Source organism: Bradyrhizobium sp. C-145, from assembly GCF_023375135.1.
GTDB classification, from domain to species: domain Bacteria; phylum Pseudomonadota; class Alphaproteobacteria; order Rhizobiales; family Xanthobacteraceae; genus Bradyrhizobium; species Bradyrhizobium zhanjiangense.
This window is the reverse complement of the sequence record NZ_CP088150.1, coordinates 7,004,472-7,018,769: the sequence shown is the minus strand read 5'-3', so window position 1 is coordinate 7,018,769 and position 14,298 is coordinate 7,004,472. Positions and strand designations below refer to the sequence as shown.

Below are 14,298 nucleotides of genomic sequence, written 5' to 3'. Positions count from 1 at the left end.
TCAAGAGGCACGACCGCGAACTCTCTTAGCTGAGGCTCAACGAACGCGCGCCGGTCAGGTTATCAAGTATAACGGCCAGTTCAAATAAAGCGCAGTACGGCAAGTCGTAACCTACTTTGGCAGCAGCCATTGACTGCACAAGAGTGGCTGCCCAGAGAGCAAAGTCTCGCAGTGTCGACTTGGAACGCGCGGACGATACCGCGAGGGAAAGCCGCGAGATGTCGCGAATTGGATCGGCCACTATCAAGTCAAACAGATGGCCACGCGTATCATTGCCCATGATGTCTGAGCCCGAACGAGTTGGGAGTCGGCGCGCGGTTGACGCTAGCTGAGAGGTTTCGGCTTGGGCGTTGTCCGGACCATTCGAACGCCGCGGGCCCATATCCCAAGGTCACTCAGCTGAGAGCCTCGATTTGCCGAGCAGTGCCAAGAGCGACGAGGGTGTCAGGAAAGAGTTGTTGCAGAACACGGAGAGCGGCGCAGACGCGACTGGCGCCATGAAAAAGTCCGATGCTAGCTCTTGATAGCCGGCATGCTAGCGAGAACTAGCCGGTGGCTCGGCCATCGGGTAGTGAAACGGTGAAAGCGCTGTGCCTGACAGATGCCGCAAGCCTCGGTGGTCAGCCAAAGCTGGCCACCTTTGCTCCCGTGAGGGGCACGCCCCTCACGGCGCTACTAAGTGGTATTTTTGAGGAGTACCGCAGGGCGCCTAGCTGGACTAGTGGACAACCCTGCGAAGACGACGCTGTCCCTAGAGGCTGTTAGGGACTGATTAACCATGGATGTTGAGGCTTGCGGGGCGTCGATTCCCCGCGAGCCTTATCCTTCTGACGTTTCCGATGACGAATGGGCGCTTGTTGCGCCGTATCTGACACTTTTGCCCGAGGACGCCTCGCAGCGGACGCACGCGCTTCGCGAGGTGTTCAACGGCCTGCGCTATATCGTGAAGATCGGCGCGCCCTGGCGCTGGATGCCGAACGATGTGCCGCCGTGGGAGATCGTCTATCAACAGGCGCAGCGGTGGTTGCGCGCGGGTTGTTTTGAGGCCCTACCCGAGGATCTGCGCGTCATCCTGCGCCTTGCGGCTGGCCGACCCGCGCAGCCGACCGCCGCCATCATCGACAGTCGAACTCTACGCTCGACGCCCGAGAGTGGCGCCCGCGGCGCCTACGACGGAGCCAAGCGCAAAAAAGGTTCGAAGCTGCATCTGGCCGTCGATACGCTCGGCCATCCTCTGGCGCTGCATGTCACGCCCGCCAACACCGACGATCGCGCCGAGATTGGCCGGATCGCCAAGACGATTCAGGCAGAGACCGGTCAGAGCGTCGAAGTCGCCTTCGTTGACCAGGGCTACACAGGCGACAAGCCTGCAACGGCGGCTGCAGAACACGGCATTGCCCTCGAGGTCATAAAGCTGTCGGAGGCCAAACGAGGCTTCGTGCTGCTCCCAAGGGGTCGTCGAACGATCCTTTGCGTGGGCCACACGCTTCCGAAGACTTGTCAAAGACTACGAGCGATGCGCTCAGACCCTCGCCGATCTCCACCTCATCGCTTTCGCATGCATCATGCTCAAAAACGTCGCTAAACTCGCTGCAGGTTCCTAACAGCCTCTAGGGTGCCAGGGACGAAAAGGGTTAACGGCGACGTGACTCGGCGCTCAATCCCTGCAAAGCGCTGTCCCTGCCACGCGCCGCTAACTTTAGTGCCGGCCCTGCCCGTTTCGGTATCCAGCCTGACACTTTGCCCCCTGTAGGGTGCTCCAAGTTGTACACTGAGAACGACTGCCAATCACCTACCTGAATTGGTTGGATCGTCCGCTACTTTCTACGCTGATACGCTACCTCACGGAGAGATTGGAGATGCCCAGCATATTAAGCGCTCCGCTGCGTGAAAAAGGCTTACACGCTGCCGCTCATGTCAGAGCCCGGGAAACGTTGACGGGATAAGACGGGAAGTGTGGAAGCGATCGCTTGAAAGTCCACGCGCGCCGCTAAATTTAACGTCGTCGATCTCCCTCGGCACAAGCGACGGGTGTCCGTGCCTGAAAAAGCACGACAGTGCGGCTCGTTTCTCCGACACGGAAGCAGCGCGGGCGCGACTCGACGCCGGTCGGTTGGGGCTGGATCGGGGGCTGTCCCTGCCGCGCCTGCGCTGCAGATTGAGGTTAGCAGGAACGTGACTCGGCGCTGTCCCATTCTGGTAATAGCGCTGTCTCTACCACGCCTCGCTAACCCTAGCGGCTCTGTACTCACGCTAGCTTTCCAAAAGCTGACGAAACCTGTGCGGCAATTCACAAAAGAACAGCACCTGTCGTGGCCGATTGCGGACCATGCTCACTGGCGGCCGCTGACCGCCCGAACAGCGCGCGCACCCAAAATGAAACCGATCGCTCCCAAGGCTGGCACAAAGGATCTTCTCTGCGGTATAGGCGTGGCAAGTACAGACTTCCTCGAACCCGGTCATCGCGACCAGGAAATTGGTCTTAGAGCATGCGTGTGCGCACAGCATGATAATGCATTGTCTGCTCAGTTGAAGGATGGTCCCCAGAGAGTGGGAGGTGCGCGCCAAATTCGTATTCGCTTGGTCTCAATATTCGTGAAGGCCGCAACAGGCTGCGCAACGCGCTGTCGACCGTACCGGACCCGTGTTGTGGGCGGGCCGCTTTGCTGCCTTGGCTATATCGCGTGTCCAATCGGTTAGGTGGTCGGGGGGATGTCCCGATCGCTGTTGAACTAGTCGGGCCGACGTTGCCGGAATGAATGTTACGCGGCCCTCGTGACGTGGGCAACGGGGTTGATCGTCATGCGATTGTGGCGAGCTTGAAGAGCCGCACGCAGAACCAACAATTGCTTATGCGCCTTCAATCGTCGGAAGCCCTTGTTGGCCTCGATCATGCCGGCCGCGACCCATCGCAAGGCCATACCGGCATCCCGCCAGCGTTTGACGTTGCGCGTGACGCGGCGAATGGTGCCATCATGTTCTCGGCGATGTTGGTACAGGCGAGCGATCGACAAAGCTCCTTCGGCAGCTTCAACCGGACGACAGTCAGGATTTCGTCGAGGCCTTCGAGGATGCTGGCCGCTACGCCGGGCCATTGCTGGTCGAGTCGACGCGCGAGATTGCGGATCAATTTTTCGGCCTTGTCGGCGTCATCGAGCTCCCAGGCCTGGCGCGGCACTCGACGGGTGGCCGCATGATGCTCTTTCGGCAGGCGTTCCATGATGTTGCGCGCCTTGTGGATCTGGCAGCGCTGGATCGCAGCGGCCGGACCGAAGGTGCGGCGGATCGCCTTCGACAACGCCTTCGCGCCGTCGGCGATGAACAGTCTTGGCACCGTCCGGTCGAGCCCGCGCGAAACCAGGTTGTCCAGCAGGGCCTGAACCGTTGCGGCATTCTCGGTCGCCCCTTCCACCAGCGCCAGCGGATGCTTGTTGCCTTCGCCGTCAACCCCGATCGCGGCGACCAGCACGAGATCGTCGCCGAGATGCAGCCCGTCGATTTGGACCACCAGAAGGTCGAGCGCGGACAGATCGGCAGCCATGAAGTCGGCCAGCCGCGCCGCCGACAGCGCTACGAACGTCCGCGAGGCCGCCGACTTCGAACCCCCCGATCCGGGCGGTGCCGGCACGTCACCCTCGGGCAGCCGGACAGCGCGCCCGAACCGGCGCGTCGACACATTGATCAGCACAGGTTCATCGCCCAGCGACCGAGCCAGTCCTCCTGCGCCGCCGTTTCCCAACTCGGGATCGTGACCTCGCGGCCGTCCATGCCCCGGACCCGCGGGCGCTCGACCTCGATCTTGCCGCCGTGGAAACCGATCCGGACCCGCGTTCGGCCCCAACGGTGCGCCCGCCGCGCCGCATCGCGACCGTGGCGCGGCCCACAGGCCGCCGTGACATCCGCCTCCATCATCGTGCCGAGCGCCTCGATCCCTGCCGCAAGGCAGAACCGATCGAAGCTCGCCCGCACTTCTGCATACGCTTCGTCCACAGCCCCAGTCGCCGGCGAACCAGCCGGTGTGATATCTCTCGTCATGGCGTTGCTCTCCTTTGTGGAATCAGCACCCCGAGCCTACCGGCTCAAGGTGGGCAACGCCGACCTCTTCAGAAATTCAACAGAACCCGGGACATCCCCGTGGTCGGCCGGCGAGTTGTTCAAATGACGAATACACATTCGTTGACCGCATCCCCACAGCGGCAGGAAGTCGCAGTGGATCACCGTCTCCAATTAACGGCCAGTCGCGAGGAGCGGGTTCATCAGGCGCAAATAAAGCTCAGGATGGGCCACCGGCCATCGACAAGTCGAGGCGATATCACATGGCTCCGGACCCGCGCTGCCCCGTTTTCCGAGGTGCAGCCAACGCCATCGACTCCGATCGGTTCGAGGCACCAGCATCGGGTCTGCGAACTAACGCGCGCCACCGCGTAACTATCGCATAAGAGTGCTGTCAATTGGCACTACCAGATCTGGGTGTTTGGGGAAGCAGTACTTGCATCGTAAGGTTACGGACAGGTCGGACACATATGTGTTCCCATCAAGATTCCAGATGCGCAATTCCATGGCAAACATGAACCTCAGCTCCCAATCCTTTGCCGACGCAGGCGCGCGACAGCGGACCGTCACCGACCAAGAACTCACAAAATTTAGAGCACCGGTCCCGAGACGTTCAGGTCTCCAGATCAGACGTGTCATGAAGCCAATAGCGCTGGTCGCAGCCGCAATAGAGCGCGCTCGGGCACTCTCCGATGTCGACCGGTGCTGCGCAATCTGGTGGCTCTATCGCCTCCATTTCGGTATCAATCGCGACGTGATGTTGGGCCTTGACCCGGTCACGATCGCCGAGGATAGATCCCGCTGCGGCATTTAGGCCTCGTGACAACGGCCACCTTTCATGCGAGCGCTGGCACTGCCCCACCAAACCTGCCACCAGCTTGCGCGTTGGCTGGCGCACAAAAAATCTCAGCCTAAGCCCAAACGTCTCAAGTCTCCCTCAGCCCACTAAGGTCGCAATCACATCTAGTACCGGCGGACTGCCTGAGGGCACCTCAATGGCGCCTGGAAATACGTGAGCAGACCGCACAAGCCGGACTAAATTTAGTGCTGGGCGTTGGCAGCATCAGCAGGCTGAGATTTGTGGCGTGGATGATGCTGCTCATGCAGTTCAGCCGTTGAATTGAGGGGCCCGAATAGTTGAGCGGAGAGCGCCAAAATCGAACGGCTTGATTTGTAAAGTCTGCCGATCGGGAAAGGACGCGACGCTCGCATTTCACCAGATGATCCTGGCTGTGTGAAAAGCCACGAGTCGGTTACGATTCCTCCGTTTCCTAATGGGGGATACGGATGGGACGCTTCGTTGAAGGCGCGGACAGATCCCAGCTGACGCTCTTGCCGGAATGTCTGGAGGATTTGGTAGACGAGGGCAACGCGGTCCATGTGATCGATGTGTTTGTCGAGGCGCTCGACCTGCATGGAATGGGATTTGAGCGTGTGATCGCCAAGGAGACGGGCCGGCCTTCCTATCATCCAGCAGTCCTTCTGAAGCTTTACATCTACGGTTATCTCAATCGGGTGCAATCCAGTCGCCGCCTGGAACGTGAGGCGTGCCGCAATATCGAGGTGATGTGGCTGATCGGCCGCTTGGCTCCCGATCATAAGACGATCGCCGATTTCCGGAAGGACAATGGTGCGGCGCTTCGGAAGGTTTGTGCGAAGTTCGTTGCGCTATGTCGGCAAATGGGCCTGTTGCAGACCCCAAGCGTCGCAATCGATGGCAGCAAGTTCAAGGCAGTGAACAACCGCGATCGCAACTTCACGCATGCCAAGATGGCGAGGCGGATGGCGCAAATCGAAGAAAGCGTCGGTCGATATCTGCGTCAACTGGATAGCGCCGATCGGCAGGAGCCATCGGAAGCGATCAGCATCAAGACAATGAGGATCAAGGAAAAGATCGCTCGGCTGAAGCAGGAGATGGACCGCCTGGAAGTGCTTGATGCGCAGATGCGCAACACGCCTGATCAACAGATATCGCTCACCGATCCGGATGCCCGTTCGATGGCCACCAGTGGACGCGGATCGGGTGTCGTCGGCTACAATGTCCAGGTCGCGGTGGACACCGAACACCATCTGATTGTTACGCACGAGGTCATAAACGTGGCAACGACCGTGGGCAGCTTGCTCGGATGTCGAAGCAAGACAAAGAAGTGCTCGAAGCGGACAAACTCGAGGCGGTCGCCGACCGTGGCTACTTCGACGGAGAGGAGATATTGGCCTGCGAAGAGGCTGGCATTGCAGTCACGCTGCCCAAGCCCATGACGTCGAACGCCAAGGCGGAGGGTCGGTTCGGCAAACAGGACTTCGCCTACCTGCCTGATGAGGACGTCTACCGCTGCCCGTCCGGCCAGCTGCTGCCCTATCGCTATACCAACATCGAGCATGGAATGACGCTGCGCCGTTACTGGTCGACAGCAGCGTGCCAAGGCTGCGCAATCAAGAGCCAATGTACGCCATCCAAGGAGCGCCGCATCACGCGTTGGGAGCATGAACATGTGGTCGAAGAGGTCCAGAGACGGCTCGATTCCAATCCCGACGCCATGCGGACGCGGCGCGAGACGGTCGAGCATCCCTTCGGCACGATCAAAGCCCGTATGGGGGCGACCCACTTCCTGATGAAGCGCTTACGGAATGTTGCCGCTGAGATGGCGCTGCATGTTCTCGCTTATAACCTCACGCGGGTGATGAACATCGTCGGCAAACCTCGCCTGATTGCAGCTATCCGGGCCGTCTGAAGGCCGGAAAGTACGTCCAAAGCGCAATACCGGCTCGCGATACCCGCTTTGGCCGTCATTGGGCGATCCGACGCGAGAACATCAGCCGCCTGTAGTGGTTGGCGACCACGGCCGCGTGCCGACCATCCGTTTGTACACGGCCAAGATCCTAAGCGGAAAGGAATATGCCGCCCCCGAGACCACAAAGGCCGTATAAAGTGGTCGAGTAGCTCATCAAGCAAGTCTGGCGAGCGCATTGCGGTGGATTAATCCTCACGCAGAGGCCGCCCGTGGGCAGGCTGCGTCTCTCCTCGAGCGAAGTCTCCGTGAGCCATACGTCCCTGCCGACGGCCAGCCGTTCAACCGTACGCCGCCCAGGAAATGTGCCCTCGGTATCCACAGCGGTTTGTGCTCGCCCCCGGGACGCTACGCGATGACACGACGTCTCACTTTCCAGCTCGCGCTATCTATAGCCATAAATCAAATTCCGTTGACTGGCGGACAAATAAGCGGAGCTATTCGATTTAGGTGACGAGGTGATCGCGCGCTTGGTTTGCCGGTGCCAGCACTTGGATGACCTCGAGGCCTTGCGTGGGACTGCTGCTGCGAGCTTCGATAACTCGTTGTAATGTTGAGGCGCCGCCGCGTTCCTGTTGCGGCGATCACCGGCTTGAATACCATCGGTCCGGCGGTGGTTACGGTAGGAAGCCTTTCGTCCGTACAAGCTGCCCCGCCGGGGTGGCCAACACGCTCTCGATGGGTTGGTGGTGACGGCTCAAGCGCTGGGAAATCGGACAATTACGCTAATCCCAAGCCTTAACGAGCCTGTGGGCGCGTTGATTGCGGGTGCAATTCAGGCGATGGCAGGTCCACCACAAGAGTAGGTAGGTGCCAAAGTGGACGCGCGGTCCTAGCGTCCTCCTCTGCCGATCATCGAGCCAGAAGCGAACACCGAGAAGATCATACGGACAAAAACCGTACGACGTGCGGAATCAGGGTGGTTGCACTTGCACACCACGATGACGAGCTCTGGCGTTCCGATTTGGGGCCGAAGAAGGCGACGAATGGTGGGGCGCGTGCCTACGGAAAATCAATCAGGCAAGAAGCAGTCTATGGAACGTCAAACGGTCGACGCAATCACGGCGATCGATCGGCTTGCAGGTTCGGATCCGGAGAGAGTCGCGCTGAGGCACGGCGCAGACGAACTCACATATGAGGCGCTACGATCCAGATCGGATGCCCTTGCGAGGACCTTAAGAGAGCAGGGTGCTCGCGGCAGGGTTGTCGGCTATTGGGGGGAACGGGACCTCGACTGGGCGACGGCGGTCATCGCAATTTTGAAAGCTGGATCAACGTACCTACCGCTCGATCCATTGCTGCCGGCTTCCCGTGCATCATTCATGATCGAGCAGAGCCGCTGCGCTCTGCTGATGGGCCGAGACCAGCCGGGGCCGCTCAGCCTGTTCCAGGACAGCAGCAAAGGCACCCCACAATTCCTGGCTATCGAGGCGGCACTGCGCTGGGTCCAGACTTCGTCTTTGGTGCCACCGCCCGGCAAGGATGGGCTTGCCTATATTCTGTTTACGTCTGGTTCGACGGGGCAGCCTAAGGGCGCAATGATCGAGCGCGCTGGCCTAAACAATCATTTGGCGGCAAAGATCGATGCTCTAAGTCTCACTCGGACGGATTGCGTCGCGCAAACCGCATCGCACTGCTTTGACATCTCGCTGTGGCAGCTTCTGGCTGGGCTTTGCGTCGGAGCCCCTACAGCAATTATCGATGATGCGACACTGAGGTCGCCGTCAGCCCTCCTTCAAGCAATTCAACGGTGCGGCGCCACGGTTGTGCAATTCGTTCCGTCCATGCTGGCAGTGTTTGTTGAATACCTGCAGTCGCTTGCTGCGGCCGAGCGAGCCATGGACGGTTTGCGGATTATTTCTACGGTCGGAGAACCTCTAACACCCGGATTGGCGCGCGCGTGGCTTGCCTTGTATCCCCGCGTTTCCATTCTCAACCACTACGGGCCGACCGAGTGCGCCGACGGCGTGACGCATCATCTGGTTTCCGTGCCGCCTGCGCTGGCTGAGCCTTATGTACCGATTGGTAGGCCAATTAAAAACGTTCAGGTTTATATCGCGGACGGATCACGGCTCTGCAACGTAGGAGAGGTCGGCGAAATCTGTGTGAGCGGCGTTGGCGTCGCTGCCGGTTACGTCAATGACCATGTCCGGACTACGGACGCCTTTGGGCCCAACCCGTTCTCAAACGACCTGTCCTTCCGGCGCCTATATCGGACAGGTGATCTTGGCCGCCTTCGCTCCGACGGCCTTTTGGAATGTCTCGGTCGACGGGATCGTCAGGTCAAGATTCGCGGGCATAGAATCGAGCTGGGGGAAATCGAAGCTCGTTTGTCCGCTCATCCCTTGGTGCATGGTGCCGTCGCAGTCGCCTCTGTCTGCGCAGGCGTAAAGCTTACCGCGCGAGATATAGGTGGGGCCGAGGCGCAAGCTGGATCGCGGCGACTAATTGCGTATGTGTCGGCTCTAGCTGAACTGACAGAAAGCGATCTCCAGAAATTTCTCACCGAAGCACTCCCCAGCTACATGCTTCCGGAAAGAATCATCCATGTCAGCAGTATTCCACTGACCAGAAACGGAAAGGTCGATTTTGCAGCGTTGCCTGACCCGGCCACTGTTCGCCCTCCATTGTCAACGCCATTCGAGGAGCCACAAACGGACCTCGAAGTCCGGCTGCGTCAAATCTGGTCCGGTATTTTGCGGATCGACAAGATAGGTGTGAATGACCGCTTCATAAGCCTCGGTGGAGATTCGCTCCGTGCAATGCTCATATTGGGACAGTTGCAGACCTTGCTCGGAGTGAGAGCTGATTTCAGGCTGGTCCTGAACGGGACGATTCGATCTCTTGCCGCTTCGATCGCTCCCAGCGCCGAGTCCAATTCGCGCGCAGCTTTTACATACCGAAAGCTCAACCGATCGTCTCTGACACGGCTCCAGGAACACCTATGGTTCCTCTCGCAGCTCGATCCGTCTGCCAGGAACTACATCATTCAAGGCGGCCTGCGAATTAGGGGAAACGTCGATTTAGCTCGCTTCACTCGCGCCTGGGCCGAGGTCATTCATTCTCACCAGGCACTTTCGGCGCGCTTCATCGACGAAGACGGTCCGGTTCAATGCTTCGATGCTCCGCCATGTACTAGCCTTGGATTGACCGATGTATCTCATCTCACCTCGTCGGAAGCTGAGGAGCTCATCGCGCAGTTTCGACGAACAGAGGTGGAAGACGGTTTTGACCTCCGACAAGGCCGCTTGTTTCGCGCGCGTATGATCCGGTCTGGGCCCGACAACCATCTCATATTGATCACCGCTCATGAAATCATCCTCGATGCCTGGTCGATTTCTGTTCTCCTCAGAGATCTTCAGCGAAGATATTTAGATGCTGCGGCGCCCTGGCCAGAAAACCGTGCATCACTCTCGGGCTACGCGGCGTGGGAAACACAACATGCTTCTCCAGAAGCGCTGGAGAGCCAACGTCACTATTGGCGTCGTCAGATTGGTGATGATCCGCCGGTGCTTTCGTTTGGAATGGGACGAGCGCGCCCGCAGACAAATTCATACCGCGGCGCCTCGCATCCAGTGCTGCTTGGCAGCGATCTCTCCAGTCGCGTAAGAGAATTTGCGCGCCAAAACAGCTGCACCACGTCGACAACACTGCTCGCGTGCTTCAAGCTGCTGCTACGAATGTATAGCGGTCAGAACGATATTGTCGTCGGCATACCACACGCTGTACGGGATCAACCCGGCAGCGCCGACATCGTCGGCTTTTTCCTGAATATGCTGCCAATCCGTGCCACCTTCGATGGCGGTGAATGCTTTGCTGCTCATGCCACGCGCATCCAGGGCCTGGTCAGCGATGCCATCGCAAATTCGGCCTATCCATTCGGATGGATGGTCAGGGATAGTAGGTTATGTCGCGAACCGGGGCGATCACCGATCTTCCAGGTCATGTTCAACATGTACTCCGAAGCCGTCGAGCCACTTGGTCAAGACGAGTTGGCTCTGACATTCCGCGAGTACGACACAGGCTATGTCAAATTCGACCTAACACTGTACGCGCAAGATCTGGGCGATGAAATTGCACTCCAGCTCGCATATGCGGAAGACATAATCTCGAGTGATCTGGCTATTCGCATGGCCGACAATCTGCGCTGTCTGATTGCCGCCTGCGTTGATAAGCCGCTTGTGCCCATTGAGGAACTAAGCTGCCTCAGCGGCTCAGACCGCACTATACTGGATTCGCTGGTTGGGTCGACCCAGCGATATGAATCTGAATGTCCGCTTGTTGAAGCCTTCGAGCAGATCAGCCTCTCCAATCAGACCAATTTAGCATATTTTGGCGAGTTCGGGGACGTCACGTTCGGCCAGCTGCGTGAGCGCGTAGCCGCTATCCGCTCGTCACTGCGGAATATGGAGGTGGGAGCCGGCGATCTGGTCGCCATGCTTGTTGACCGGTCGCCGGACGTTGCCGCTATCATGCTTGCGGCGCGAAGCTTGGGGGCTGTCCTTGTGCCGATAGCGCCGGATTATCCGCGTGATCGGGTGCAACAAATCCTGCGAGATAGTCAGGCAAAGCTCTTGGTTCACGCGAATATCACGGAGCCTGGCTTTGAGATACCTTCGATTTGTCTGTTGGCCCTAGAAACGTGGAGTGTGTCGAGGGATGATTTCGCGCCCAGCAACACACCGTCAGATCACCCAATTGCGAACCTCATACACACGTCCTCCTCAACAGGCCGGGCGAAGGGGGTTCTTATACCGGAATCGGCCATTCTTAATCGATTGAACTGGATGTGGCGACGCTTTCCCTTTGACAGCACCGACGTCATGGTTGTCCAGAAGTCCGCCTGCCTTGTTGCGTCCGCTTGGGAGTATTTTGGTGGGCTTCTGAGAGGTGTTCCCACGCTGATCCTCACCCAAGAGCAGGTGCTAGCTCCGGATCTGTTGTTGTGCAGTTTGGCAAAACATCGCGTGACACGCTTTTTTGCCTCTCCACCACTCCTGTCCGGTCTCATCGGGTCTCAGGAACGGCAACCGCAAAGGACCGCCTTGAGATTGGTCACAAGCAGCGCTGAACCGATGCCTTCCTCGCTACCCGCCCGCTGGCGTGGGTCTTTTCCGGGCGTGCCGTTGTGGAACTTCTATGGTGCGACGGAATGTGCGTCCAATGCAGCCGTGCACGAAACATCGGATGCGGATGACAACTCGGCACTTGTCCCAGTGGGGCGGCCAATCGACAACGTCAAACTCTACGTGCTCGATGCACGAATGAAGAGAGTGCCTGTTGGAGCCCCCGGCGAACTGTGCATCGCGGGCCGCTGTCTGAGCGCTGGGTACTGGCAGGATCAAGATCGGACTGACCGCTGTTTCGTGCCGAATCCGTATGATGGCGGACAATACAACGTGCTTTATCGAAGTGGGGACATCGCACGCATCTCAACGAGCGGCCTTCTCGAGATTTGCGGTCGATCGGACAACCAGATCAAGGTGAGGGGTTTTCGCATCGAGCCGGAGGAGGTCGAAGTTGCCGTTGAGTCTCATCCGGCAATCGCAAAGGCCGCGGTCTTCGCAGAAGGCACCGATGACGATCGCCGCTTGACGGCGAGTGTGGTGCCCGCTCGGGAGCATCTAAGCTCCGGAGAGATTCTCGCCCACCTGCGCAAAAAATTGCCATCTTACATGATTCCCGCAGCGTTCCGGTTGGTCGACAGTATTCCCCTGACGACGACCGGAAAGATAGAGCGAGGTCGCCTATCCTCCGTTCCTTACCGCGAAATCGAGACCAATCCATCTGCTGAGCCCCGCACCAGGAACGAGCAAGTTCTTGCTCGGATCTGGGAGGATCTATTAGGCGCCAAGGGGGTGGGAATCGACAGCAGTTTTTTTGATATCGGAGGCGATTCTCTTCTGAGCGTACGTTGCGTCACGCTGGCGCGCAAAGCCGGGCTGAATCTCACCGTCAACCAACTTTATCGAACACCGACCATCAGGGATTTGGCGGCCGGGGAAGCGCAGACGGCACCCCACAACGTCGCTTCCGCGGACCGCTTACTGCCTGTGCCTCCCGTAATATCGTATTGGAATTCTCTTGTCGGCTTTGACGAGCATTTTAACATCGGGGATCTGTTCTTCTTGCCCGGTGGCATCCTGAACATCAAGATCCTGGACCGCGCTCTCGCCCATATCATCAAGCGGCACGAAGGCCTCAGGCTGCGCGTTGCCCGAACCCAAGATGGACTCCGGCTGGGAATTGGGCCTTGTCCGCCCGAGGGCATCGTGGAGGAGATCGATCTCGTCCGAATGACCGGCCCAGACCAGCGCAGGACAATCGAGAGTGTCTCGTCAAGACGTCAACACATGTTTCGGTTTGACGGCCACACGCCTCTTGTTCACGTTACGGCCTTCCGTACTTCGGAAAGCGGCGATTACTATCTGCTGGTGCTGATGCATCATTTCGTACTGGATGGAATAGGCTATCGGCTATTCCTCGAAGCATGGGAGGACGCATACAACGCTCTTGCTGCAGGCCATGATGTGAATGGTCCTGAGACCGTACAAAGGCTCTCTCCCTGGTTGAAGCGCCTCGAGCGCTACGCGAACAGCGAAGCACTACACGAACTCAAGCACTGGGAGGGCATTGACTACGATCAGTTCAACTTGCGTGTCAGCGACGCGTCATGGCGCGGCACGAGTGTCGCCGAAGAAAGCGCGAGAGAACTTTACGATCCAAGTCTCGGAGGTCGGCGGGAGGATTCGAACGGCAGTTCGCTTCGGGTAGATCAGGCCAAGTACCATCTTGAGATCGATGGGGAGGCGACAGCGGGTCTCCTCAGTATTGGAGCCAGATCAGCGCATTGTCAGGACTTTGATGTGTTTCTTGCTGCCATGTCCGGTGCGTTTGGAGCCCTGTTCGGCAACTATTCGCTCTGGATTGATAGCCTGACCTCGACACGAGGTCGGCTCTTTGACGATTTCGATTCATCTCAGATCATTGGCCTTATCAGCGAGCTTGTTCCGCTTTCATTGAATGTCACAGGAAGGGAGTCGCGTTCCGACCGTGCTCGTTCAATATACCGGCAGCGCAATGCGCTGCCGCGTGGGGGAATAGGCTTTCGGGCCCTGAAATTCCTAAACCGAGATCCAGCCGTGCGGTGCCGGCTCGATCGCCTGCCACTGCCCAGAATCGGGGTGAATTATCGCGCCGGACTGCAACGCCATTTCGCACGCCGTTTTCTAGACACAGACCCTTATCCACTGTGGATCGGCGAACACATGAATCAACCGGCCCCGATCCACCTCTTCTGGTTCGATGTCGGATATCAATCGCGCCGTCTACAGATCGAAATGAGGTATGATCCGAGCCAGGTCGGTTATGAGGTGACCCGCCATCTTTGCACGATCTTGCAACAGGAGCTGTTGCAGACGGTCAATGAATTCGCAGCGCTGAGGGCGGTGTGAAT

2 protein-coding genes and 3 pseudogenes are annotated in these 14,298 nt (G+C 58.6%); 3 read left to right on the top strand and 2 right to left on the bottom strand.

The genetic code is table 11. From position 1 onward, the window contains the following. Nucleotides 1-25: 25 nt before the first annotated feature. Nucleotides 26-280 (bottom strand): hypothetical protein, encoded by a 255-nt coding sequence (locus tag LRP30_RS33070; RefSeq protein WP_249757504.1) that lies wholly within the window; start codon nt 278-280, stop codon nt 26-28. 498 nt (nt 281-778) lie between these two features. Between LRP30_RS33070 and LRP30_RS33065 the strand changes: the two are divergent. Continuing rightward, a pseudogene (locus LRP30_RS33065) lies at nt 779-1,604 on the top strand (IS5 family transposase). 1,158 nt (nt 1,605-2,762) lie between these two features. Here LRP30_RS33065 and LRP30_RS33060 read toward each other — a convergent pair. Next, nucleotides 2,763-4,035 (bottom strand): annotated as a pseudogene (locus LRP30_RS33060) (IS256 family transposase). A 1,305-nt stretch (nt 4,036-5,340) separates the two neighbouring features. Between LRP30_RS33060 and LRP30_RS33055 the strand changes: the two are divergent. Beyond that, nucleotides 5,341-6,785: pseudogene (locus tag LRP30_RS33055) on the top strand (IS1182 family transposase). A gap of 1,043 nt (nt 6,786-7,828) precedes the next feature. After that, complete coding sequence (locus LRP30_RS33050) at nt 7,829-14,296, top strand: non-ribosomal peptide synthetase (protein ID WP_249757503.1); 6,468 nt, start codon at nt 7,829-7,831, stop codon at nt 14,294-14,296. Nucleotides 14,297-14,298 lie beyond the last annotated feature (2 nt).